General features: G+C 66.4%; 21 protein-coding genes and 1 riboswitch. Of the genes, 12 read left to right on the top strand and 9 right to left on the bottom strand.

The window, feature by feature from the left end:
* The first annotated feature begins 48 nt into the window (after nucleotides 1-48).
* The 3 genes from AC1DHL_RS16665 (at nucleotide 49) to AC1DHL_RS16655 (ending at nucleotide 2,075) form a co-directional block, all read left to right on the top strand.
* Nucleotides 49-951, top strand: a complete 903-nt coding sequence (locus tag AC1DHL_RS16665; protein ID WP_478162678.1) for an XdhC family protein — start codon at nucleotides 49-51, stop codon at nucleotides 949-951.
* A 1-nt stretch (nucleotide 952) separates the two neighbouring features.
* Nucleotides 953-1,630, top strand: coding sequence for a nucleotidyltransferase family protein (locus AC1DHL_RS16660; RefSeq protein ID WP_478162677.1), 678 nt, complete (start codon nucleotides 953-955; stop codon nucleotides 1,628-1,630).
* Nucleotides 1,631-1,727: 97 nt separating this feature from the next.
* Nucleotides 1,728-2,075 carry an FHA domain-containing protein gene (locus AC1DHL_RS16655; RefSeq protein ID WP_478099642.1) on the top strand — a complete coding sequence of 116 codons (348 nt, stop codon included), beginning with the start codon at nucleotides 1,728-1,730 and terminating at the stop codon, nucleotides 2,073-2,075.
* Nucleotides 2,076-2,205: 130 nt separating this feature from the next.
* Here AC1DHL_RS16655 and AC1DHL_RS16650 read toward each other — a convergent pair whose 3' ends face one another.
* A complete protein-coding gene (locus tag AC1DHL_RS16650) occupies nucleotides 2,206-4,008 on the bottom strand; it encodes an NAD(P)/FAD-dependent oxidoreductase (protein WP_478162676.1) in 1,803 nt (600 codons plus the stop codon).
* 196 nt (nucleotides 4,009-4,204) lie between these two features.
* Here AC1DHL_RS16650 and AC1DHL_RS16645 point away from each other — a divergent pair, with 196 nt between their 5' ends.
* From AC1DHL_RS16645 to AC1DHL_RS16635, 3 genes are all read left to right on the top strand, one after another.
* Nucleotides 4,205-4,657, top strand: coding sequence for a ferritin-like domain-containing protein (locus AC1DHL_RS16645; protein WP_478099646.1), 453 nt, complete (start codon nucleotides 4,205-4,207; stop codon nucleotides 4,655-4,657).
* A 48-nt stretch (nucleotides 4,658-4,705) separates the two neighbouring features.
* The gene (locus tag AC1DHL_RS16640) at nucleotides 4,706-9,070 is read left to right on the top strand and encodes a DEAD/DEAH box helicase (RefSeq protein WP_478162675.1); all 4,365 of its coding nucleotides are present in this window, start codon (nucleotides 4,706-4,708) and stop codon (nucleotides 9,068-9,070) included.
* 85 nt (nucleotides 9,071-9,155) lie between these two features.
* Complete coding sequence (locus AC1DHL_RS16635) at nucleotides 9,156-10,166, top strand: aldo/keto reductase (RefSeq protein WP_478162674.1); 1,011 nt, start codon at nucleotides 9,156-9,158, stop codon at nucleotides 10,164-10,166.
* Between the two features lie 121 nt (nucleotides 10,167-10,287).
* On the opposite strand, the gene AC1DHL_RS16630 is transcribed toward AC1DHL_RS16635, so the two are convergent.
* Nucleotides 10,288-11,283, bottom strand: coding sequence for a bile acid:sodium symporter family protein (locus AC1DHL_RS16630; protein WP_478162673.1), 996 nt, complete (start codon nucleotides 11,281-11,283; stop codon nucleotides 10,288-10,290).
* Nucleotides 11,284-11,354: 71 nt separating this feature from the next.
* On the opposite strand from AC1DHL_RS16630, the gene AC1DHL_RS16625 reads away from it, so the two are divergent.
* On the top strand, nucleotides 11,355-12,251 hold the full coding sequence (locus AC1DHL_RS16625; RefSeq protein WP_478099656.1) for a LysR family transcriptional regulator: 897 nt from the start codon (nucleotides 11,355-11,357) through the stop codon (nucleotides 12,249-12,251).
* Nucleotides 12,252-12,257: 6 nt separating this feature from the next.
* On the opposite strand, the gene AC1DHL_RS16620 is transcribed toward AC1DHL_RS16625, so the two are convergent.
* The 6 genes from AC1DHL_RS16620 to AC1DHL_RS16595 form a co-directional block, all read right to left on the bottom strand.
* Nucleotides 12,258-13,319 carry a pirin family protein gene (locus AC1DHL_RS16620; protein ID WP_478162672.1) on the bottom strand — a complete coding sequence of 354 codons (1,062 nt, stop codon included), beginning with the start codon at nucleotides 13,317-13,319 and terminating at the stop codon, nucleotides 12,258-12,260.
* A gap of 129 nt (nucleotides 13,320-13,448) precedes the next feature.
* Nucleotides 13,449-14,672, bottom strand: a complete 1,224-nt coding sequence (locus AC1DHL_RS16615; protein ID WP_478162671.1) for a beta-ketoacyl-[acyl-carrier-protein] synthase family protein — start codon at nucleotides 14,670-14,672, stop codon at nucleotides 13,449-13,451.
* Nucleotides 14,669-14,929: an acyl carrier protein gene (locus AC1DHL_RS16610; protein WP_478162670.1), complete on the bottom strand. Its 261-nt coding sequence runs from the start codon at nucleotides 14,927-14,929 to the stop codon at nucleotides 14,669-14,671. Before AC1DHL_RS16610 ends, AC1DHL_RS16615 begins: the two co-directional genes overlap by 4 nt.
* A 9-nt stretch (nucleotides 14,930-14,938) precedes the next feature.
* Nucleotides 14,939-15,781, bottom strand: coding sequence for an alpha/beta hydrolase (locus AC1DHL_RS16605; protein ID WP_478162669.1), 843 nt, complete (start codon nucleotides 15,779-15,781; stop codon nucleotides 14,939-14,941).
* Between the two features lie 191 nt (nucleotides 15,782-15,972).
* Nucleotides 15,973-16,818 (bottom strand): undecaprenyl-diphosphate phosphatase, encoded by an 846-nt coding sequence (locus AC1DHL_RS16600; protein ID WP_478162668.1) that lies wholly within the window; start codon nucleotides 16,816-16,818, stop codon nucleotides 15,973-15,975.
* An 81-nt stretch (nucleotides 16,819-16,899) separates the two neighbouring features.
* Nucleotides 16,900-17,025 (bottom strand): hypothetical protein, encoded by a 126-nt coding sequence (locus AC1DHL_RS16595; protein ID WP_478162667.1) that lies wholly within the window; start codon nucleotides 17,023-17,025, stop codon nucleotides 16,900-16,902.
* A gap of 156 nt (nucleotides 17,026-17,181) precedes the next feature.
* Here AC1DHL_RS16595 and AC1DHL_RS16590 point away from each other — a divergent pair, with 156 nt between their 5' ends.
* Nucleotides 17,182-18,384 (top strand): DUF2252 domain-containing protein, encoded by a 1,203-nt coding sequence (locus tag AC1DHL_RS16590; protein ID WP_478162666.1) that lies wholly within the window; start codon nucleotides 17,182-17,184, stop codon nucleotides 18,382-18,384.
* 119 nt (nucleotides 18,385-18,503) lie between these two features.
* Here AC1DHL_RS16590 and AC1DHL_RS16585 read toward each other — a convergent pair whose 3' ends face one another.
* Nucleotides 18,504-18,983 carry an FKBP-type peptidyl-prolyl cis-trans isomerase gene (locus tag AC1DHL_RS16585; protein ID WP_478162665.1) on the bottom strand — a complete coding sequence of 160 codons (480 nt, stop codon included), beginning with the start codon at nucleotides 18,981-18,983 and terminating at the stop codon, nucleotides 18,504-18,506.
* A gap of 165 nt (nucleotides 18,984-19,148) precedes the next feature.
* Between AC1DHL_RS16585 and AC1DHL_RS16580 the strand changes: the two genes are divergently transcribed.
* The 4 genes from AC1DHL_RS16580 (at nucleotide 19,149) to AC1DHL_RS16565 (ending at nucleotide 22,892) form a co-directional block, all read left to right on the top strand.
* A complete protein-coding gene (locus AC1DHL_RS16580; protein ID WP_478099675.1) occupies nucleotides 19,149-20,444 on the top strand; it encodes an Nramp family divalent metal transporter in 1,296 nt (431 codons plus the stop codon).
* 113 nt (nucleotides 20,445-20,557) lie between these two features.
* A complete protein-coding gene (locus AC1DHL_RS16575) occupies nucleotides 20,558-21,895 on the top strand; it encodes a DUF1254 domain-containing protein (protein ID WP_478162664.1) in 1,338 nt (445 codons plus the stop codon).
* 92 nt (nucleotides 21,896-21,987) lie between these two features.
* A riboswitch (Fluoride riboswitch) is annotated at nucleotides 21,988-22,051 on the top strand.
* 89 nt (nucleotides 22,052-22,140) lie between these two features.
* Complete coding sequence (gene crcB, locus AC1DHL_RS16570; RefSeq protein WP_478162663.1) at nucleotides 22,141-22,530, top strand: fluoride efflux transporter CrcB; 390 nt, start codon at nucleotides 22,141-22,143, stop codon at nucleotides 22,528-22,530.
* Nucleotides 22,531-22,568: 38 nt separating this feature from the next.
* Entirely contained in the window at nucleotides 22,569-22,892 is a 324-nt protein-coding gene (locus AC1DHL_RS16565; protein WP_478099682.1) for a DUF190 domain-containing protein, read from the top strand.
* The last annotated feature ends 39 nt before the right edge of the window (nucleotides 22,893-22,931 follow it).

The following is a 22,931-nucleotide window of genomic DNA, read 5'->3' as shown; positions in this document are numbered from 1 at the left end:
CCGGCCGCCGAACGTGATCCAACCATTTCCCGCCGACAAGGAGACCCCATGAACAAGGTCGACACCGTCTTCGATGCCGCCCATCGGCTTCAGCAGGCCGGCACGCCTTACGCACTGGTCAGCGTGATCAAGGCGCTCGCGCCGGCCTCCGCGCATCCGGGTGACAAGGCCGTCGTCACCGCCGATGGCGATTTCCACGGCTGGATCGGCGGCGGCTGCGCGCAGCCGGCGGTGGTGCGCACCGTGCGCCAGGTGCTGGCCGACGGGCACGCGCGGGTGATCCGCATCGCGCCCACCGCCGAGGCGGAAGAGCGCGATCTCGGCGATGTGCTGGAGTTCGGCATGGCGTGCCACTCTGGTGGCACGCTGGAGCTGTTCGTCGACCCGGTTCTGCCGCTGGCGCAACTCGTGGTGATCGGCTCGTCGCCGGTCGCGGCGAGCCTTGCGCAACTCGCACCGCGGGTGGGCTTCGCGGTGACACTGGTCGCGCATGAAGCCGAGGCTGCCGCCTATCCAGACGCACGGCAGGTCATCGCCAGCGACGATCCGGCAGTGGTCGCTCCGCAGATCGCGCCGGGCGCGTGGGTCGTGGTCGCGACGCAGGGCCGTCGCGACGTGCAGGCCTTGCGGCTGGCGCTGGGCATGAAGGCGCGGCAGGTGTCTTTCATCGCCAGTGCGCGGAAGGCGCAGGTGCTGAAGACGTCGCTCGTCACCGGCGGCGCGGACCCTGGCGCGGTGGAAGCGATCGTTGCGCCTGCCGGCTATCCGATGCCGGCGACCACGCCCGAAGAGATCGCGCTCTCGGTGCTGGCGGCGGTTGTATCGCACCGGCACGGCGTCGACGCGGCGCGCGGTGACTCCAAAGTCGGGTCGCCTGCATGGGGGTGCTGCGGCGCGGCGGCTGAGCTTCCGCCACTCCCGGTCGCAAAGTCATCCTGCTGCGAGCACTGACATGGGCTGCATCCTCAAAGGTGGTGGCGGCCTTTACGCCCGCATGGTGATCGGCGCGGTGCTGCTCGCGGCCGGGTCCGGCAGCCGCTTGGGCGGGCGACCGAAATCGCTGCTCGAACTGGGCGGCGTGCCGCTCATCCGCCGCCAACTGATCGCGCTCTCCGGCGCCGGCGTAGATGAGGTGGTGGTCGTGCTCGGGCACCACGCCGAGGCGATCGAGGCCGCGGTGCGCGACTTTCCGGTCACGCTGGCGCGCAATCCGTCGCCCGACGACGGCCAGGCCTCGTCGGTGCGCATCGGGCTGGGGGCGCTGTCGTCCAAGCTCGATGCCGTGATCGTGGCGCTGGCCGACCAACCGATGGTCAATGCGCAGGACATCACCGCGCTGATCGGCGCATTCAAGAAGCGCGGGGACGCCTCGATGGTGGTGCCGCGCGTGGCCGGGGAGCCGGGTAATCCGGTGATCTTCGAGGCCGCGTTGCGGGACGAATGGCTTGCGGGCGACATGAACGCGGCCTGCAGGCGCTGGCGCGAGGCCCATCCCGAGCGCGTGCGCTGGTTCGACAGCGACAACAGCCGCTACCGGGTCGATATCGATACCCCCGAGGACCTGATCGCGTTCACCGAGCGGACGGGCCACGCGCTGAATTGGCCGAAGGAGCGCGCAGCAGCAGCCTGACGCCTGCGCTCAGCGACGCGACGGAATGTAACCAGCTCGCCGTTGAACTTCCGTTCCCGGAACGGTAGTGTGCCAATGCGCCCGGGAGCGCGCGCCGATGGCACTGCTGATCCTGATGACACCCAAGGGCGAGACCACGCAGGTCCCCGTCGCCGAGCCCGTCATGGCCATCGGTCGGGCCGAGCGCAATCATGTCGTGCTCGCATCCATGCGCGTGAGCCGCTTCCATGCGGCGCTGAGGACGGAGGGGCCGTTGGTGACCATCCGTGACCTGGGCAGCAAGAACGGCACGTTCGTGAACGGCAAGCGTATCCATATGCAAGTTCTGCTGAACGGCGACAACATCGACATCGCCGGTTACTGGATGCGCTTTCTCGCGATCGATCAGGAATCCGTCGCTGATGAGGCAATGCGCCTGATGAGCGAACGTGGACCCTTGATGTAGCTCCCCCCCAGGTTGGCTCACTTCGTGTAGCCGCCCACCCCCTGCCGGGGGCAACACCGGCGGCCCGGCGAAGCCGGTTCCGCGGTGTTTCTCGCGTTTGGTGCGCCCCTTTTTTGGGGCGTGCATTGCGTTATCGCTTGTGGTGCGTGGGGGCCAACTCGAAGACGGGTGTCGACAATCCCTCCATGCGGGCCTTGAGTTGCAGGGACAGGAATTGGGAGTAGTGGCGGGACTGGTGCAGATTGCCGCCGTGGACCCAGAGTTGCGGCACTTGGGTGGGCTTCCACATGTTGCGGAGTTCACCTTCCCATGGTCCCGGGTCCTTGGGGGTGTCGGAGCCCAGTCCCCAGACCTTGCCGACCTTGTCGGCGACTTCCGGGGAGATCAGGTCGGCGAGCCAGCCGTTCATGGATCCGTAGCCTGTCGCGTAGACGATGAGGTCCGCCGGCAGTTCGGTGCCGTCGCTCAGCGTCACGGAATTTGGATTGATGCGCTCGATGGTCACGCCGCTGCGCAGCTTGATGCTGCCGTTGGCCACCAGTTCGGATGCGCCGACATCGATGTAGTAGCCCGATCCGCGCCGCAGGTACTTCATGAAGAGGCCCGAGCCGTCGACGCCGAAGTCCAGCAGGAAGCCGGCCTTCTCGAGCCGCGAATACAGATCAGCGTCGCGCTTCTTCATCTCCTCGTAGACCGGCACCTGCATCGGCGCCATGATCTTGTAGGGGATCGACGCGAAGATGAGGTCCGCCTTGTCGGTCGTCACCCCCGCCTTGACGGCGGATTCGGAATACAGGCCCCCGAGCGCCAGCTCCATCAGCGAATCCGACGGCGCGATGTGCGTGGAACTGCGCTGGATCATGGTGACGTCGGCGCCGTTCTCCCACAGTGCGGCGCAGATGTCGTGCGCCGAGTTGTTGGAGCCGAGCACCACGCACTTCTTGCCGCGCCAGGCTTCCGGCCCCGGATGCGCGCTGGAGTGGTGCTGTTCGCCCTTGAAAGTTTCAGCGCCGGGGATCTTCGGCACATTCGGATAGCCCGAGACGCCGAGCGCGAACACCAGCTGCTTCGGCCGCAGCGTGATCTCCTTGCCGTCGCGCTCGACGGTGACTTCCCATTCCTTCTTCGCCTCGTCGTAGCGCGCCTTCTTCGCGGTGGTCGAGCTCCAGTAGTTGAGCTCCATCACCTTGGTGTACATCTCCAGCCAGTCGCCGATCTTGTCCTTGGGCGAGAACACCGGCCAGTCCTCGGGAAACGGCAGGTACGGAAGATGGTCGTACCACACCGGGTCATGCAGGCACAGGCTCTTGTAGCGCTTGCGCCAGGAGTCGCCGGGCCGCGCGTTCTTCTCGACGATGATGGTCGGCACGCCCAGCCGCCGCAGCCGCGCACCGAGCGCGATGCCGCCCTGCCCGCCGCCGACGATCACGACATAGGGCTGCTCGGCGTAGCCCAGCGTCCTGGCTTCTTCGTCGCGCCGCTCCAGCCAGGTCTTGCGCTGCGGATTCGCACCGTGCTCGGCGCCCTTGATGCGGCGATCGCCCTTGCGCTCCTCGAAGCCCTTGAGCTCGGTCATCGTCGTGAGCAGCGTCCAGGCCTTGCCGTTGCGCAGCCGCAGATGGCCGCGTCCGCGCGCCACGGCCGTCTCGAAGGTGAACCATGCGTCGACGATCCCGTCGGCCTCCGTCGCATCGCCTTCGACCGCAAATCCGCTGGGCTTCGTATCGGCCAGGCGCGCCTTCAGCATGGCGCGGATTGCCTCGGGGCCTTCCTGCGTGCGAATGTTCCAGGTGAAGGCGACCAGGTCGCGCCAGTAGGCATCGGGCTCGAACAGCGCCACCGCGGCGTCGATGTCCTGCCGTTCGAGCGCGGAGTTGAAATCGGCCAGCCAGGCGCCGGCGATCTGTGTCGGGTGAGTGGACAGATCCGTCATCTCTCTTGTCTCCTTCGATGGCGTCCCGCGTGCGGTCCGGGCGGCAACCGTACGCCCATCGGCGCCTGGCGTCAAACGCAGTTGGGCGTGTGTTCGAGGGCGCCGTCGGACGCCTCCCGCTTGCGTCGGATCGGCGAACGTGCCAGTCTTCAGCGGGCGTCGCTTGTGGCGCCGCATCGGTCGCGGAGGTGTCCTCATGGCTCAGATCGACAAGGACCAGGTGGTCGCTGTGCTGAACCGGCTGCTGGAAGCAGAGCTGGCCGGCGTTGTGCGCTACACCCACTATTCCTTCCTCGTTTTCGGTTTCTCCCGGATTCCCGTGGTGTCGTGGCTGCGCCAGCAGGCGGACGAATCGCTCCTGCATGCCCAGCAGGTCGGCGAATGGATCACCGCGCTGGGCGCCTATCCGTCGCTCGGCATCGGCGCCTTGCTCGATTCGCACAAGCACGACATGGCGGCGATCCTGCAGGAGTCGCTGGCGACCGAAAGCGCGGCGCTCGACCTGTACCGCCAGTTGCTGGGGCTCGTCGAAGGCCGCTCGGTCGCGCTGGAAGAATTTGCGCGCCAGATGATCTACGCCGAAGAGCTCCACGCCGCGGACGTCGACAAGATGTTGAGGAAGCCTGGCGAGTTGACTCGCACGCCCTGAAGGAATCCCGATGTTCGAAGGCTTGCTGCCGGCCTGATCTCTCTTTCCGTGCTTCACGAATTCCACCCCGCCGTCGCGAACTGGTTCCGTTCGACCTTTCCGGGCCCGACCGAGGCCCAGGCCGCCGCGTGGCCGGTGATTGCCGCGGGGAGACATACGCTGATTGCTGCGCCAACAGGCTCCGGCAAGACGTTGACAGCTTTCCTCGCTGCGCTTGACGGACTGGTGTGCCAGGGGCTCGAATCCCGTGGGCTCGCCGACGAAACCGTCGTCCTCTATGTCTCGCCGCTCAAGGCGCTGTCCAACGACATCGGCCTCAACCTGAAGGCGCCGCTTGCGGGTATCCGGCGCGAACTCGCGAAGCTGGGCCACGCGGACGTCGAGATTCGTACGGCGGTGCGTACCGGCGACACGCCCGCCAAAGAACGCCAGGAGAGCCTGCGCAGGCCGCCGCACATCCTGGTGAGCACGCCCGAGTCGTTGTACGTGCTGCTGGGCTCGGCGTCGGGCCGCAACATGCTTTCGACGGTTCGCACGGTCATCGTCGACGAGATCCACGCCGTCGTCGCGAGCAAGCGCGGAAGCCATCTCGCACTGTCGCTCGAACGGCTGCAATCGAACTGCGAGCGGCCGCTGACGCGCATCGGCGTCTCTGCGACTCAGAAGCCGATCGACGAGATCGCGCGTTTCCTCGTCGGTGCCGGAGCGGTGAAGAACGGCGTGGCCGATTGCGAGATCGTCGACATCGGCTATGCCAAGCAGCGGGATCTCGCGCTGGAGCTGCCGCCCACGCCGCTGGCCGCAGTGATGTCGAGCGAGCAATGGGAGCAGGTCTACGCACGCGTGGCCGCGCTGGTCCATGCGCATCGCACCACGCTGGTCTTCGTCAACACGCGCCGCATGGCCGAACGCGCCGCGCGGCACCTCGGCGAGATCATCGGCAAGGAAGTGGTCGCTGCGCACCACGGCAGCCTCGCCAAGGAGACACGCCTCGATGCCGAACAGCGCCTGAAGCGTGGCGACCTGAAGGTGCTGGTGGCCACAGCCTCCCTGGAGCTGGGCCTGGATATCGGCGACGTCGATCTCGTCTGTCAGCTGGGTTCGCCGCGATCCATCGCATCCTTTCTTCAGCGCGCGGGGCGTGCGGGCCATGCCGTTGGCGGCGTGCCAAAGGCCCGGCTCTTTCCGCAGTCGTGCGACGAACTCGTCGAATGCGCGGCGCTGCTGGACTGCGTGCGCCGTGGCGAGCTCGATGCGCTGCACGTGCTGCCTGCACCGCTCGACGTGCTGGCGCAGCAGATCGTGGCAGAGACCGCAGGCCGCGAATGGGACGAGGACGAACTCTTCGCGCTGGTGCGCCGTGCGTGGCCCTACGCAGAGTTGACGCGCGAGGCCTATGCGTCGGTCGTTCGCATGCTGGCCGATGGCTTCACCACCCGGCAAGGCCAGCGCGCGAGCTATGTGCATCGCGACGCCGTTCATCACCGCCTGCGCGAGCGCAAGGGCGCACGCCTGACCGCCCTGACCTCCGGGGGAACCATTCCGGAGACCGGCGACTACACGGTGATGCTCGAACCGCAGGCGCACAAGATCGGCACGGTCAACGAGGACTTTGCGGTCGAGAGCCTGGCGGGCGACATCTTCCAGCTGGGCAATGCGAGCTACCGCATCTTGCGGATCGAACCCGGCCGCGTGAGGGTCGAGGACGCGCACGGGGTTCCGCCGAACATTCCGTTCTGGCTGGGTGAAGCGCCGGGCCGGACCGACGAGCTTTCCTTCGGCGTGTCGCGTCTTCGCGGCGAGATCGCCGACATGCTGGCGGCGCGCGGCATCGATGCAACCCAGGAGTGGCTCGTCCGCACCACAGGCATGGACACGGCAGCCGTGCGACAGATCGTCGACCATCTCGCGCGCGCTGTGCGTGCGTTGGGCGCATTGCCGACGCAGGAGCGCATCGTGATGGAGCGCTTCTTCGACGAATCCGGCGGCATGCAGCTCGTCATTCACTCGCCTTACGGCAGCCGCCTCAACCGCGCCTGGGGGCTCGCGTTGCGCAAGCGCTTCTGCCGCAAGTTCAATTTCGAGCTGCAGGCCGCGGCGACCGAGGATGCGATCGTGCTGTCGCTGTCGACCAGCCACAGCTTTCCGCTCGATGAAGTCGCACGCTATCTGCATTCGGCGTCTGCGCTCGAGGTGCTCGTGCAGGCGCTGCTGGATGCGCCGCTGTTCGGCGTGCGCTGGCGGTGGAATGCGACCACGGCGCTCGCGCTGCCGCGCTTCGTCGGCGGCCGCAAGGTGGCGCCGCAGTTGCAGCGCATGAAGTCGGAGGACCTGTTGGCCTCCGTCTTCCCGGATCAGGTGGCGTGCGCGGAAAACCTCGCCGGCGCGCGCGAGATTCCCGACCATCCGCTGGTTGCCCAGACCTTGCAGGACTGCCTCTACGACGCGATGGATGCTGAAGGCTGGCTCCGGCTGCTGCGCCGGATGGAATCAGGCGAAGTCGAAGTGCTGGCACGCGATCTGCCCGCGCCCTCGCCGCTCGCCGCCGAGGCGCTGAACGCGCGGCCCTACGCATTCCTCGACGATGCTCCGCTGGAAGAGCGTCGCACGCAGGCCGTGCAGAGTCGCCGCTATGTCGACCCGGAGAGCGCGGACGATTTGGGTCGGCTCGACCTCGATGCGATCGCGAGTGTTCGCGCGGAAGCATGGCCCGGCGTGCGCAGCGTCGACGAAATGCATGAAGCGTTGAACGGCCTTGGCGTCATGACCGACAAGGAGGCATCCGCCAACGCGGAATGGCCGGCATGGCTCGAAGCGCTCGCGAAAGCGGGGCGCGCAACGCGCCTGTTGCCCGCTGGCGCAATCCCTTCCGGCGCTGGGCTGTGGGTCGTGGCCGAGCGCCTTGCGCAGGTTGCCGTGCTATACGCCGATGCTGCACTGCAGCCGGCCATCGAGCCGCCGGCGGAATATGCACAGGTGTTGGGCAGTTCGGAGGAAGCCTTGCGCGAGTTGCTGCGCTCACGCCTGACCGGCCTCGGCCCGATGACGGCGGACGATCTGGCCGCGCAGTTGCAGCTACCGCGATCCAACATCGATGCGGCCTTGTCCGCATTGCAGAGCGAAGGCTACGTGCTTCAGGGCCGATTCACGCCCGGCGGCGAATCGATCGAATGGTGCGAACGGCATCTTCTCGCCCGCATCCATCGCTACACCTTGAAGCGTCTGCGGCGCGAGATCGAGCCCGTCGAGCCGCGCGATTTCGCGCGCTTCCTGTTCGAGTGGCAGCACGTCGGCGCGACCAGCCGCGTCAGCGGCCCCGACGCATTGGCCGGCATCCTGACGCAGCTCGAAGGCTACGAGGCACCGGCCGGCAGTTGGGAGGCCGAACTGCTGCCGGCGCGGGTCAGGGACTACGCCCCGGCATGGCTCGACGACCTGTGCACCGCCGGCCGCATGCTGTGGACGCGGTTGCGCCCGCCTGCGGTCGACGGCCGGCCAGGTGGCGGGGGCACGTCCCTGCGTGCGACACCGGTGCTGTTGCTGCCTCGCCGGACAGCATCGCTCTGGACTGGCCTCGCGCCCGCGCCGATCGACGACGCGGCATTGGGTTCGCGCGCCCAGCGGGTGGCGGCATTTCTGGCCGAGCATGGCGCCTCGTTTTTCGATGAGATCATCCAGGGCACGCATCTGTTGGGCACGGAACTCGAAGACGCGCTGAGCGAACTGGTCGTGCGCGGCCGCGCGCATTGCGACAGTTTTGCCGGGCTGCGCGCATTGCTGATACCGCCATCCAAGCGCTCGTCGACGCATGCGCGCCGCCGCCGGCGCACTTCGCTGTTCGGCATCGAGGACGCTGGTCGCTGGTCGCTCGTGCGGCAGCGCGCGTCGGCCTCTCCCGGTGCGACTCCCAGCGCGGCACCCGACACCATCGAGCAGGTCGCGCGCATTCTGCTGCGCCGCTACGGCGTGGTGTGTTGGCGCGTGTTGGAGCGGGAGGCGGCATGGCTGCCGCCGTGGCGCGACCTCGTGCGCTCCTATCGCCGGCTCGAGGCGCGCGGAGAAATCCGCGGAGGCCGTTTCATCGCGGGCGTGGCCGGAGAGCAGTTCGCACTGCCGGAGGCGATTGGCTTGATGCGCCAAGTGCGGCGCCAGGCGTTGGACGGCAGCCTGATTTGCCTGGCCGCCACCGATCCGGCCAATCTGCTCGGCACGGTCGTGCCGGGGCCGAAGGTCGCGCGCGTCGCGGGTTCGCGCGTGGTCTTTCGAGATGGCGTTCCGCTGGCGACCAGCGTGGCCGGCCAGGTGGAGATCCTGGTGTCGTTGACCCCATCGGAAACGCAGGCCGTGACGCGCGCGTTGATGTCCGAGCCGTCCTTGCGATTCCTTGAAATGGCGGCGCAGGCTTCGGATTGAGTGTCTGCGAGGAAGCGCGTCGGCGCGGGCAAGAAATTGCGCTGCTGACTATGATCCCTGCCAAGCCAGCGATCGGAGTCTTCCCATGAGCATTCCCACAACCCGCCTCGGCCGCACCGGCCTGACCGTCTCGCGCCTCGCGCTTGGCACGATGACCTTCGGCCTGCAGACCGACGAAGCCGTGTCACACCGCATCCTCGACAGGGCGACGGAAGGCGGCATCAATTTCCTCGACACGGCCGATGTGTATCCGCTCGGCGGCACCGTCGAGACCACCGGACGCACCGAAGAGATCATCGGCCGCTGGTTGCGCGTGAAGGGTGCGAGCCGGCGCGGCCAGTTCATCATCGCGACCAAGGCGTGCGGCAAGGTCGGGCCGAACAGCTGGGATCAGGGCGCCTCGCGCAAACACTTGCTGGATGCGATCGATGCATCGCTGAAGCGACTGCAGACGGACCATGTCGATCTCTACCAGTTGCACTCCGACGACCGCGAGACGCCGCTCGACGAAAGCCTCGAAGCGCTCGATGTGATCGTGCGCTCGGGCCGTGCGCGCTACATCGGCGTGTCCAACTTCCTCGCCTATCGACTCGCCCGCGCGATCGGGCGCAGCGAACTGCACAAGCTCACCAGGCTTGTGTCGGTGCAGCCGCGCTACAGCCTGCTGTTCCGCGAGATCGAGCGCGAACTGCTGCCGCTCGCAGGTGAGGAAGGCTTGGGCGTGATTCCGTACAACCCGCTGGCGGGCGGCTTGCTGACAGGCAAGTACAAGGCCGGCGCCAAGCCCGAAGACAACACGCGCTTCACGCTCGGTACCGCCGGCTCGATGTACCAGGACCGCTACTGGAACGAGCGCAGTTTCGCCACGGTCGCGCAGTTGCACAAGATGGCCGATGAAGCCGCTGTGCCGCTCGCGACGCTGGCGGTGGCATGGGTCATGGCCAATCCGCTGATCACCGCGCCCCTGCTCGGCGCCAGCCGGCCGGAGCAACTGGACGCGACGCTCGCCGCCGCGGACTACAAGCTGGATGCGGGCCTCAAGCAGCGGCTTGACGAACTCACCGCTGAATATCGCAAAGGCGACGCAGTAAGGTAGCTCGCCCCCAAGGTTGGCTCACTTCGTGTAGCCGCCCACCCCCTACCGGGGGCAACGCCAGCGGCCCGGCTAAGCCGGTTCCGCGGCGTTTCTGGAATTTGGGTGCGACGGCGCGTTGTGATCAGGCGGCTTTGGCGGGCGCGACTTTAATGGCCTCTTGTCGGCGCGCATAGCGTTGCGCCAGCACTGCGCAGACCATCAGCTGGATCTGGTGGAACAGCATCAGCGGCAGCACGATGGCGCCGACGGCGTGGGAGGCGAAGAGCACCTTTGCCATCGGGATGCCGCTGGCCAGACTCTTCTTCGAGCCGCAGAACACGATCGTGATCTCGTCGGCCTTGTCGAAGCCGAGGCTTCGGGCCGCCCAGGTGGTGATGGCCAGCGCGAGCGCCAGCAGCACGGCGCAGACAACCAGCAGGCCCGCCAGCGCGGACATTGGCACCTGCTTCCACAAGCCCTCGATGACCGCCGCACTGAAGGCGGTGTAGACCACCAGGAGGATGGAGCCGCGGTCGACCAGCGTGAGCACCGATGCATGCCGCTTGATCCAGGCGCCGATCCACGGGCGCATCAAATGGCCGGCGACGAAGGGCACCATCAACTGCAGCAGGATGCGGCCGATCGCGTCGAGCGACGCGCCGGAGCTGCTGTGCTGCACGACGATCAGGTTGACCAGGATGGGCGTCACGAAGACGCCGAGCATCGTCGACGCCGATGCGCTGCACACGGCAGCCGGGATGTTGCCGCGCGCCATCGATGTGAAGGCGATGGCCGATTGCACCGTCGCGGGTAGCACGCAGAGGAACAGCACGCCGGTGTAGAGCTCGGGCGTGACGAGCGGCGTCAGCACGGGCCTGAGCGCCAGACCCAGCAGCGGAAACATGACGAACGTGGCCGCGAACACCAAGACGTGCAGGCGCCAGTGCGTGATGCCGCCGAGGATGGCCTCGCGCGACAGCTTGGCGCCGTGCAGGAAGAACAGCAGTCCGATCGCGACCGTGGTCAGCCGCTCGAAGAAATGCGCCGTCACTCCGCTCGCCGGCCAGAAGCTGGCCAGGGTGACGACGGCGACCAGCGCCAGGGTGAAGTTGTCGGGGAGGTAGCGTGAACGTGCCATGGGGCGGGATTGGACGCCTATTGCATTCAAAAGAGAAATGGATTTATCTGATAGATATATGATTGCGATGCATGAACGTCACGCTTCGGCAACTTCGTGTTTTCCAGGCCGTCGCCGAGGGCCGCAACTTCAGCCGCGCGGGCGATCAGGTCGGCCTCACGCAGCCGGCGGTCAGCCGCTCGATCGTCGAGCTCGAGGCGCAACTGGGGCTCAAGCTCCTCGACCGCACCACGCGCGAGGTCGTGCTGACCGAGGCGGGCCAATCGCTGGCGCTGCGGCTCGATCGGGTTCTCGACGAACTCGACCAAACGCTGGCCGAAGTCCACGGCATGGCCGGTGCGCGGCGCGGCAAGGTGCGTGTCGCGAGCAGTCCCACCCTGTCGGCGAACCTCATGCCCGCCTGCATCGCCGAATGCGCGCGGCGCGATCCGGACATCGAACTCGTGCTGCTCGACCGCATTCAGCAGGACGTGCTCGACAGCGTGCGCGCCGGCGAAGTGGACTTCGGCGTGGTGGTCGAACCGACCGCGGCGGACGATCTGCATTGCGAGGCCATCCTCGACGACCCCTTCTGCCTGGTCATGCCGCCGAGCCACCGCCTGGCGGGGAAGACCTCGGTGCGCTGGTCGATGCTCGAAAGCGAGCCGCTGGTGCTGCTCGACCACGCTTCCGGCAGCCGGCGGCTGATCGACGAGGCGTTGACCCTGCATGGCGTGCACTGCGAGGTGCGGCAGCAGGTGGGCCACCCCACCACCGGCTTCCGCATGGTCGAGCAGGGGATCGGCATCAGCGTCATGCCGGCGCTCGCGATGCCGCCCATGGGGCTGCCGGCGCTGGCCGTGCGGCCGCTGCTGCCGAAGGTGAAGCGCGCGATCATGCTCGTGCACCGCCGCAACCGCGCGCCGGCGCCGCTGGCGCAGCGCGTGTGGGCGTTGATCCGCGAGATGGCGCTGCAGCGCGCCGGCTGAGCGCGTTCAGGCTGTCGCGCGATCCAGCGGTCGTTCCTCCCGCCCGCCGGGATGCCGGGCGAAGCGGCTGGGGTCGCGACCGTGCACCGGCGCGTGATCGGGCCACGGCCAGCCGCCGAACTGGGTGCGGCGGTAGTCCGCCATCGTCTGCGCGATCTCGGCCTGCGTGTTCATCACGAAGGGGCCGTACTGCGCCACGGGTTCGCCGATCGGCCGGCCCTGCAGCACGAGGAACTCGCTCGTCTCGTCGCCGTTCAGCAAATCCACGGCGGCGTCGGCGCGCAGTTCGATGGCTGCGTGGCCGTCGACGCCCTGCCCCGCAATCGACACCGAGCGACCCTTGAAGAAGTAGAGACTCCGGCGCGTGCCCTCGCCGGTGGCAGCCGGCAGTGTCCAGCGTGCGCTGGGCTCCATCCGGATCGTCCAGATCGCGACGTCGGCTTCGGGCCGCGACGCCCACGAATCCGGCGGCGGCGCCAGGGGGCCGCCTTCACCGGGCTTTCCGTCCACGGGGCCGATCCGACCCGCGATGCTCGTGACTTCGGTTTTCAGCCCCTCGGCGTCGGTTGCGGTAAAGCTGGGGACGTCCTCGGCCCAGAGCATCGTGAAATGCGGCTCGGCCATCTTGCTGCGGGCGGGCAGGTTCAACCAGATCTGGAACAGCTCCAGCGGGTTCGGCGCCTTCGTGTCGAGCAGGGGGAACATCTCCGAGTGCACGATGCCCTTGCCGGCCGTGAGCCACTGCACGTCGCCGCCGCCGAAGCGGGCCACTGCGCCGAGCGAATCGGAATGGTCGATCAGGCCCTTGCGCACGATCGTCACCGTCTCGAAGCCACGGTGCGGATGTCCCGGAAAGCCGGGCACGGTGGTGCCGTGGTACATGCTCCAGCCGTCCTTGCGGCTGAAGTCCTGGCCCAGGTCGCGGCCGGCGAGCGGGGTGTCGGGTCCCATCTGCGCATTGGCGCGCGGATAGGCGTCGTCGTGATAAGCGCAGAAGAGGAAGGGGTCGATCGTCTCCCACGGAAAGCCGAGGGCTTTGATCTGGACGATGGGGTTGGCGGTGGTCATGGCGCTCAATTCCTTTGCAGTTCCCTGGTCGATGCGACCGGGGCGATCAAGGAAATATGGGGCCATTCTGCCGCGATGGAAGGCCAAATCGCGCAACGCAGTGGCGTCACGGGCGCAACAGTGGCGCCTTCAGGCTCCGGTCCACCCAGCCACCAGCACGGCGTTAGTGCCGCCGAAGGCGAAGGAATTCGACATGGCCCATTGCAGCCCGGGCGCGATGCGCGCCTCCCCGCGCACGATGTCGATGGCGAAGGCCGGATCAACCTGCCGCAGGTGCGCGGTCGGCGGGTGCCGGCGGTGCGCCAGGGTGCGCAGGGTGGCCACGAGCTCCAGCGCGCCGCCGCCGCCCAGCAGGTGGCCATGGATGGCCTTGGTGGCGCTGACCGGCGTGTTGCTGCCGAACACGTCCTGGATCGATGCCGCTTCGGCCGCGTCGCCGGCCGCGGTCGCGGTGCCGTGCGCGTTGACGTGCCCAATGTCGGCCGGCGACAGCCCGGCATCCGCCAGTGCGGCACGCATGGCGCGCGCCTGGCCGGCCGGATCCGGATTGGTCATGTGGGTGCTGTCGCTGTTGGTGGCGTAGCCAGCCAGCACGAGGTCTGCTTTCGCGCCACGCGCCTTGGCGTGGGCCTCCGATTCGATCACCAGCGCGGCGGCTCCTTCGCCCATCGCGAACCCGGCGCGGTCGGCCGAGAAGGGGCGGCAGGCGCTGGCCGGGTCGTCAGCCGGAGGGAGCGCCATCACGCGCATCGCGTACCAGCCCGCCAGCGTGCCTGGCGTGAGCATGGCCTCATGCCCGCCGACGATGGCCACGTCGATCCAGCCGGCGCGAATGGCGCGCATCGCCTCGCCGATCGCTACCGCGGACGAGGCACAGGCGCACGCATAGGTGAGCGCCGCGCCGCGCGCGCGAAAACGCAGGCCGAGTTCCGCCGCCGCGGCATTGGGCATGGCACTCAGCACCGCGGTGGGGCGTACCCGGCGATGCCCGACGTAGAGCGTCTGCGCACTGTCGTCATAGGTGGCGATGCCCGCCATGCCACTGCCCCAGTAGACGCCGAGCCGCTCGCTTTCCGGCGGTGTCTCGACCAGGCCGGCTTGCGCATAGGCATCGCGCGCGGCGGCCAGCGACATCGCGGTGCCGCGGTCGAGCGGAAGGCGCGAAACGCTGCGCTCGGTATCGTCGAACTTGCAGGCTGCGAGAGACAACGCCATCGGCTCGAGCCCCTCCATTTCGAGCGTGCTCGCGACGACGGCGGAGCGGCCGGCGAACAAGGCCTCGTCGAAAGCCGCCAGCGTGTTGCCCAGCGGCGAGACCAACCCCATGCCGGTGACGCAGATGCGCGGGTTCACGCCGGCATCGCCCCGCGTGGCGCCTGCTCGATCACCTCGCACATCCGTTGCAGCGTGATCCCGGCCTCGCGCGGGTCCAGCTTGTCTTCGGGAATGCGCAGATGGAAGACGTCTTCGACGGCGAACACGAACTCCATCAGCGCCAGCGAATCGAGACCGAGTTCGAGCAGGGGCCGGTCGGGCCGGATGTCGGCGCGGGCGACCTGGAAGTCCTTTTCGAGAATGGAGGAAATGGTTTCGAAGGTAGGGGAACTCATGGAGTGTCTTCAGGGAATGCGGTGCGTGACCGCGGCGGCAAATTCAAGCGTCTCGCGCAGCACCTGCTGACGATCGTTGTCGATGGTGATCATGTGGTAGCTGTTGCCCACCACGACGGTTTGCAGCTCGGGGCGAACAAGGCCCCGTTTCAACAGATCAAGATTGGCGACGCTGGCCACTTCGTCTTGCGCCGCATGGATGGCGAGAACCTGGGGACAGTCGATCTGATCCAGCCCACTGCGCACATGGCGAATCAGGCGGTCGTGCTCGCGCAGGTGCGAGATGCCGATGACCGCAGCACCTGCACGCGACACCTTGCGGTGGCGCAGCTCGCGCTCGATCCAGCTGCGCACGCGCTCGTTCTTGACGCCGTAAGGTGGGTGTTCGCGGTAACGCCAGAAGAGGCCGAGCGGCGTGTACAGCGCCAGCGGAAGCAGCTTGTGTCGGCGCGGAATCGCCCAGCCGTCGAAGCGCAGCGTGGTCGACATCAGGACCAGCGCGTCGATTCGCGCGCCGCAGCGCATGGCGGTGGCGAGGGCCAGCGCTGCGCCGGCGGAAATGCCGACGAGCATGATCCGGTCGTGTTCGTTGCGCAGCGCGTCGACGCGTTGTTCGACCGTGTCGACCCATTGACGCCACGGCGTGGCATGCCGCTCTGGCGCGGCAGCGTCGAACGAATAGCCATCGACAGGCAATGCGTGAACGGAATAGCCGGCACCGCGAAGGCCATTCGCGACCGACGACAACTCGTCCGGCGTGCTGCACAAGCCATGCAGCAACACCACTGCTGTGCGTCGTGCAACGGATGAGTCGACGCGAAGGGCGTCGGCGTCGGGCAGGCGAGCGCTCATGGGAAAGCTTTCAAATCGACGGAGAGGGTGGGACGTGCGGTGTACGCATGCCTGTGCCGAGACAAGCGCGAATCGAGTTCGGTCTTGTCGCGTTCGACAGCGTCGCGACACGTCGCGACCGCGCCTCCCACCTGGCTGAAACAGGTCATCCAACCAATCTATTCCGGCAATATGAATATTGACTGACTCGCTCATCCCACCAGAAAGACCACCAACGAAGCAGCCATGCAATAGAAGCCGAACAGATGCCATCGATCTGTTTCGAGCCACTTCGAGAGCCATCGCAATGCGAGCAGTCCGGCCACGAAACTGAAGACCATCCCCAGCAGGCTCGGCATGACGAGCGACCACGTGTCGCCCGCGTGAATGGCGCTCGCGGCGGCCGGCGTCTTGAGAAGCCGGTAGGCCTCCCTGGCAATCACGACCGGCGTCAGCACCACGGCAAGCGCAAAGCTGAACTCCTCCGCAAGCTTGCGTCCCACGCCGAGCGAGAGACCCGCGGAGATGGTCGCGCCCGAGCGCGAAAGACCCCGAAAAGGAAGGCACAGTCCTTGAACGGCGCCGATCCACATCGCACTGCGAGCTGTCACGTCGCCGCCGCTGACGTTCGCGCGGCGTGACGAATACAGGATCAGCAAACCGGCAGTCATCAGCGCAACGGCAATGATCCTCGAATTGCCGAACAGATCCTCGATCTCGAAGTCGGGGAGGTTCTTCGCGACCAACGCCTTGATCGCCTGCAGCAGAAAGAGCCCGACGATGCCCGTCGCCGCAGTTGCCAGGACGACGTGCAATCCGTTGCGCCGGAAGGCGTCGGCGGAGGTGAAATAGGTCGTGACCCAGGAGCGCCAGAAGTAGGCAATGACGGCGAACATCGTGCCCGTGTGCAGCATCACGAGCAGCATGGTCATCTCGGGCGCGCTCGGATTCAGTCCGAGCAGCTTTTCCGCCATGATCACGTGCGCCGAGCTCGACACGGGAAGCAGTTCGCAAAAACCCTGCACCAGCGCGAGGATCAGGACGTCAAAGGTGTTCATGGCGAGGGCCGTTGGCCGCGCTTACGCAACCTTCGACAAAGGGAGGGAATCCGGATGCGTCGAGACGCAACGCGAAACCCGTCAGCGAAGGATCAGCATCTTGATGGAATGCGCCACGGCAAGGAGCGCCACGGCCACTGCGGCGGAGGCGGCATGCTGCAGGATGAGCGCTGCGGACACTGGCCTCGCACGCTTGATGATCTTCAAACGACTGCTTCTACGGGACAAACGTGGCATGGGCTGAACTGTGCACCGGCAAGGCTGATTGCTCCCTGACGGAGAAGACGCCGGCCCGTTGCGTTTCGCGTATCGTGTCCGCGAACGTGATGGAGGTATCCACACAGCAGGCACAGGAGGCCCGAGATGGACGTCGTACGCGAGATCCGATCCTTCAACGAGGGCCGTGACCCGGATCGCCTGGTGCTCAAGTACCGCAACATGCGCGCGAGCCCGTTCGTGTTCCTGCGCGGCACGTGCCATTTGTTCTACGACCGGCTCTCCCGCTTCGGCGTGCCGCGCTCGGCGCCGCTGACGTGGGTCTGCGGCGACCTCCACCTGGAGAACTTCGGCAGCTTCAAGGGCGACAACCGGCTTGTCTATTTCGACATGAACGATTTCGACGAGGCGGCATTGGCACCGGCGAGCTGGGACCTGGTCCGGTTTCTCACGAGCCTATGGGTCGGCGCCGAGAGCATCTCGGTGGGATCGCGTGAGGCGCGCAAGCTCTGCGAGATCTTCATCGAAAGTTATGCGACGGCCCTTTGCGCCGGCAAGGCCTACTGGGTGGAGCGCGACACTGCGCAAGGGCTGGTGCGCGTGCTGCTCGATGGCCTGCGCGAAAGACAACGTTCGCAGTTTCTCGCGGGCCGCACGGACATCAAGGGCCGTCGTCGCGTGCTGCGCACGGACGGCAAGAAGGCTTTCCCTGCGACCGTCGAGCAACGCGCGACGGTCATGGGAGTCGTCAGTCAATACGCTGCGCTTCAGGCGAACCCCAAGTTCTATGAAGTGCTGGATGTGGCGCGGCGGATCGCCGGCACAGGCAGCCTCGGCGTCGAACGCTACGCGATTCTGGTCGAGGGCAAAGGCTCGCCCGACGGTAACTATGTGCTGGATCTGAAGCAAGCGCTTCCGTCATCCCTGGTGGCGCATCTCAAGGTGGCGCAACCGAAGTGGAAGTCGGAGGCACATCGCGTCGTCGCATTGCAGCGCCGCGTCCAGGCGGTCTCCATGGCCTTCCTGCAGCCGGTGGTCGTGGCTGGGACGCCTTATGTCTTGCGCGCCCTCCAACCGACCGAGGACCGAGTGACGTTGGGCGGCAAGTCCGCGCAAGGCGCAAGCGATCTCGAAGGCGTGATCGCCGTGATGGGAAAGCTGGTCGCGTGGGCGCAGTTGCGAAGCGCCGGGCGCGAAGGTTCAGCCATCGCCGACGAGCTGATCGATTTCGGCCAGCGCAGCAAGTGGAAGGCACGCATTCTCGATGCATCGATCGAGTGCGCCGGGCAAGTCCAGCGGGACTGGTCGACTTACGCGGCCGCGTATGACGACGGCGCGTTTTCCGGCTGATCGACAGAAGCGCCCATGGCAAAGGCCAGGAACCCCGCGGAACCGGCTTTGCCGGGCCGCTGGGGTTGCCCCCGGTAGGGGGTGGGCGGCTACACGAAGTGAGCCAACCTGGGGGCGAGTCAGTGATGATGCCCGTGCTCGCCATGCACATGGCGATGCGCGATCTCTTCCTCGGTCGCGGCGCGAACATCGGTCACGGTGAAACTGAACTTGAGCGCCTTGCCGGCCAGCGGGTGGTTGCCATCGAGGATCACCTGCGGCCCCTTGATCTTCATGACATTGAAGACTTGCGGCTCGCCCTTGTCGTTGCGGCCTTCCAGTTGGCCGCCCACCTTCACGCCGGGCGGGAACTCGCTCTTGGGGATCGTCCGCACCAGTGATTCGTCACGCGCGCCGAAGGCGTCCTCGGGCTGCAGGTTCAGCGTCGCCTGAAAGCCGGACTCCCTGCCTTCCAGTGCGGCTTCGATCTTGGGGAAGGTGTTGTCGTAGCCGCCATGCAGATAGACCATGGGGTCGTGGCCCTCGTCGACGAGCTTCTGGGTGGCGGTATCGGACACCTTGTAGCGCAGGGTGACGACGGTGTTGGCTGTGACTTTCATGGGATGGTCTTGCGGAGTGTGGACAGGGCCCGGATCGGCCGCCCCGAATGGTCCCGAGTCTACGAGCAGACGTCGACGACGTCCCACAACGCGCCGGGGCCGGCACCTATCCCTCGTGATGCGACTTCGCTTCAATGTCCGGACGCTGCGACTTGCGGAGCCCTCATGAGCACCCCTTCGAACCTTGCGACCGGCGGCACCCCGCCATCCAGCGAACGCTGGTGGTCCAAGCTCGGGCCGGGGCTGATCACGGGCGCTGCGGACGACGACCCCAGCGGCATCGCCACTTACTCGCAGGCCGGTGCACAGTTCGGCTACGGGGTGGGGTGGACGCTGCTGATCACCTATCCGCTGATGATGGGCATCCAGCTTGCCAGTGCCCGCATCGGACGCGTCACCGGAAGGAACCTCACCGAGACCTTTGCGCGCTTCTGTCCCCGATGGATGGTGGCCGCGCTGGTGGCGCTGCTGGTGATCGCCAATGTCATCAACCTCGGCGCGGACCTGAGCGCCATGGGCGACTCCGCCGCGCTCGTCCTGCACGGCCATGCGGCCTGGTACGCGGCGGGGTTCGGCGCCCTGTCGTTGTTGCTGCAGGTCTTCATGACCTACGAGCGCTACGTTCGCGTGCTCAAGTGGCTGACGCTGTCGCTCTTCGCCTACGTGGGCGTCGTCTTCGCGGTTGATGTGGACTGGGGCGCGGCGATGCGGGGCGTGTTCGCGCCCTCTTTGCATTGGAGCCGGGAGTACGTGACGACGGTCGTCGCCATCCTCGGGACCACCATCAGCCCCTACCTCTTCTTCTGGCAGGCCTCCCAGGAAGTGCAGGACATCAAGCGCGTCCCCGAAGACCAGCCGCTGCGCATCGCACCCGACCAGGCGCGGCGCCAGTTGCGCCGCCTGCGTATCGACACGGCGGTGGGCATGGGCTTCTCGAACCTGATCGCGTTCTTCGTGATCACCGCAGCGGCCGCGACGCTGCATGCCAACGGCCAGACGCAGATCGACTCCACCGCGCAGGCCGCCGCCGCGCTGCGCCCGATTGCAGGGGATGCCGCCTTCATGCTGTTTGCGCTCGGCATCATCGGTACCGGCATGCTGGCGCTGCCCGTGCTCGCGGGCTCCGCGGCGGAGGCGGTCGCGAGCTACTGCCACGTGCGCAAGGGGCTGGACCTGACGCTGGCGCAGGGCCGCAGCTTCTACGGCATCCTCGCCGCCGCCATGGCGATCGGCGTCGCGATCAGCCTCTCGGGCATCAACCCGATCTCGGCGCTTTATTGGGCCGCTGTGATCAATGCGGTCATCTCGGTGCCGGTGATGGTGGCCGTGATGATGGCGGCTTCGAGCCGCACGGTCATGCGCGAGATGGTGCTGCCGCGGAAGTGGAAGGTGCTGGGGTGGCTTGCCACGGGGGCGATGGGGGCGGCGTCGGTGGCGCTGGGGGTCGTCTCCGTCCTGTGAGTGGCTCATTTGTTACCTTCTCATCGGACGAAGGTTGAATGGTCAACGTCGTCATGGAGTGCTATGTTGCTGCGCTCCACAAGCTCGCTCGCAACCATCGAAAGAGGAAAGCCATGACTTCTGAAACCATTTCTGAACTTGACGTCCACCAGATTGCGGTAGATGCATACCTCTACCTCTATCCGCTCGTGAGCATGGACATCACGCGGTTGCAGTCCACGAACATCGAGGTCGGCAAGGCAATCGGCAAAGGCCCGATGAACATGTTCGTGAACATCCCGGCCTATCCGCCCGCGGATCTGAAAGTGGTCGTGCGCGTCAACTTCGATACGCTCTATTCCATCGCATGGCTGGATCTCACCAAGGAGGCGCAGGTTGTCTCCGTACCAGACACGGCCGGGCGGTTCTACCTTCTTCCGATGCTGGACATGTGGACCGATGTCTTTGCGTCGCCCGGCTGGCGAACGACTGGAACCAGCACGGGCAATTTCCTCGTCACCCCGCCGGGTTGGGTCGGAACGGTCCCCGAGGGGTTCGCGCATATTCCGGCACCAACTTCCTATGTCTGGGTCATCGGCCGCACGAGGACGGACGGACCTGCGGACTACGCTGCGGTGAACAAGATTCAGGCGGGTTACGCGGTCACTCCGCTCTCCGGATGGGGCAAGCCATCGACACCCGTGGCCGTGAAGATCGACCCGGCCGTCGACATGAAGACGCCACCGAAAACCCAGGCCGACACCATGCCGGCCAGCCGCTTCTTCACCTATGCGGCCGAACTCCTCAAGCTGCATCCGCCCCACATCACCGACCAGCCGATCGTCGCGCGGATGAAGCGCATCGGCATCGAGCCGGGCAAAAGCTTTGACTTCGACAAGCTCGACCCCGCCGTGCAGAAGGCACTCGCGAGCGCGCCTGAGGACGCCCAGCAAATCATGAAGTGGAAGATTCCGACGATTGCCCGCGTCGCAAACGGATGGTCAATGAACACCGACACCATGGGTGTCTATGGCAACTACTATCTGAAGCGCGCCATCGTGACGCAGTTGGGTCTTGGGGCCAACCTGCCTGAAGACGCCATCTATCCATTGAATATCGCCGACGACACCGGCAAGCCGCTCACCGGCGCAAACAAGTACACGATTCACTTCAACAAGGGGGCAACACCGCCCGTGAACGCCTTCTGGTCCATCACGCTGTACGACGACGATGGGTTCCAGGTGGCGAACGTGCTCGACCGATTCGCGGTCAGCAGCTGGATGCCCTTCAAGACCAACGCGGACGGTTCGCTCGACTTGTATTTCCAGAACGAGAGTCCCGGCAATGACAAGCAAGCCAACTGGCTACCTGCGCCCAAAGGGACGTTCAATCTGACCATGCGCCTCTATTCGCCGAAGGCAGACGCGCTCACAGGCAAATGGAATCCGCCAGCGGTGACGAAGTCGCCATAGCGTGCGCTGGCCTGCCGCTGTTCCGGCCGCAGCGGCCATATTGGATTGGCCGCTCCACTGCGTTGCCGCCATGCGCCTCGACCGATATACTGCCGCGCTGCGGAGATGGCATTCCTCCCTGAACCGCCCACTCGGGCTGATGATGCCTACCCGGGTCCAGCGTGGGCCGGCGTAGGCATTCTTGACGCGCAATGCGCGCTCGATGGCTGCACTGGTCGCCCTGGCCCGATTGACCAAGGAGCGACATGAGCGGCTTTTCCTTTTTTGCAGTCTTCGGCGGTGCCGGGTGCGGCGCCTTGCTGCGCTGGTGGCTGGGTGGCTGGCTGAACCCGGTGTTCCCGACGATTCCCCTGGGCACATTGGCCGCCAACCTCATCGGAGGCTTGCTGGTCGGCGTGGCCAGCGCCTTCTTCACGCACAACAGCGGCCTCGCCCCTGAATGGCGGCTGCTGGTCATTACCGGCTTCATGGGCGGCCTGACGACGTTCTCGACGTTCTCGGTCGAGGTCGTGACCTTGATCGGCCGACACGAACACTGGTGGGCCCTGGGCGCGGCGAGCGTGCACCTTGTCGGATCGCTGATCCTGACGGGGATTGGCATCCTGATTGCCAACGCCCTCTTCGTCAGAGCGTAGTCGAGTCATCCGAGTCATTCGAGCCGAAGGAGGCCCCCATGCAAGGCATCTACCTCAAGTTCTACGTCCAGGAGAACCACCGTCACCACGGCATCCTCGCCTATGAATGGTTGCTCGAAGAGGCCAAGAAGGTGGGCATCCATGGCGGTTCGGCCTTTCGCGCGATCGCCGGCTTCGGCCGCCACGGCAGGCTGCACGAAGAGCACTTCTTCGAGCTGGCCGGCGATGTGTCGGTGGAAGTCGGATTCGCGCTGACAGAGCAGGAGGCCGAGAGCTTTCTCGCGCACCTGTCTGGCGAGAAGCTCAAGCTGTTCTACATCAAGGTGCCGCTGGAGATGGGGGTCATCGGGGGCGAGCCGTGACTTCCACCAGTGCAGCGGTCAGCCTCGGAGAGAGACCCA

This window comes from Variovorax sp. 10L426 (assembly GCF_056395305.1).
This window is presented reverse-complemented; position numbering and strand designations above follow the sequence as displayed.

Coding starts and splice junctions, on each gene's coding strand:
- AC1DHL_RS16665 (WP_478162678.1), top strand. CDS start 49: ATGAACAAGGTCGACACCGTCTTCGATGCCGCCCATCGGCTTCAGCAG.
- AC1DHL_RS16660 (WP_478162677.1), top strand. CDS start 953: ATGGGCTGCATCCTCAAAGGTGGTGGCGGCCTTTACGCCCGCATGGTG.
- AC1DHL_RS16655 (WP_478099642.1), top strand. CDS start 1,728: ATGGCACTGCTGATCCTGATGACACCCAAGGGCGAGACCACGCAGGTC.
- AC1DHL_RS16650 (WP_478162676.1), bottom strand. CDS start 4,008: ATGACGGATCTGTCCACTCACCCGACACAGATCGCCGGCGCCTGGCTG.
- AC1DHL_RS16645 (WP_478099646.1), top strand. CDS start 4,205: ATGGCTCAGATCGACAAGGACCAGGTGGTCGCTGTGCTGAACCGGCTG.
- AC1DHL_RS16635 (WP_478162674.1), top strand. CDS start 9,156: ATGAGCATTCCCACAACCCGCCTCGGCCGCACCGGCCTGACCGTCTCG.
- AC1DHL_RS16630 (WP_478162673.1), bottom strand. CDS start 11,283: ATGGCACGTTCACGCTACCTCCCCGACAACTTCACCCTGGCGCTGGTC.
- AC1DHL_RS16625 (WP_478099656.1), top strand. CDS start 11,355: ATGAACGTCACGCTTCGGCAACTTCGTGTTTTCCAGGCCGTCGCCGAG.
- AC1DHL_RS16620 (WP_478162672.1), bottom strand. CDS start 13,319: ATGACCACCGCCAACCCCATCGTCCAGATCAAAGCCCTCGGCTTTCCG.
- AC1DHL_RS16610 (WP_478162670.1), bottom strand. CDS start 14,929: ATGAGTTCCCCTACCTTCGAAACCATTTCCTCCATTCTCGAAAAGGAC.
- AC1DHL_RS16605 (WP_478162669.1), bottom strand. CDS start 15,781: ATGAGCGCTCGCCTGCCCGACGCCGACGCCCTTCGCGTCGACTCATCC.
- AC1DHL_RS16600 (WP_478162668.1), bottom strand. CDS start 16,818: ATGAACACCTTTGACGTCCTGATCCTCGCGCTGGTGCAGGGTTTTTGC.
- AC1DHL_RS16590 (WP_478162666.1), top strand. CDS start 17,182: ATGGACGTCGTACGCGAGATCCGATCCTTCAACGAGGGCCGTGACCCG.
- AC1DHL_RS16585 (WP_478162665.1), bottom strand. CDS start 18,983: ATGAAAGTCACAGCCAACACCGTCGTCACCCTGCGCTACAAGGTGTCC.
- AC1DHL_RS16580 (WP_478099675.1), top strand. CDS start 19,149: ATGAGCACCCCTTCGAACCTTGCGACCGGCGGCACCCCGCCATCCAGC.
- AC1DHL_RS16575 (WP_478162664.1), top strand. CDS start 20,558: ATGACTTCTGAAACCATTTCTGAACTTGACGTCCACCAGATTGCGGTA.
- crcB (WP_478162663.1), top strand. CDS start 22,141: ATGAGCGGCTTTTCCTTTTTTGCAGTCTTCGGCGGTGCCGGGTGCGGC.
- AC1DHL_RS16565 (WP_478099682.1), top strand. CDS start 22,569: ATGCAAGGCATCTACCTCAAGTTCTACGTCCAGGAGAACCACCGTCAC.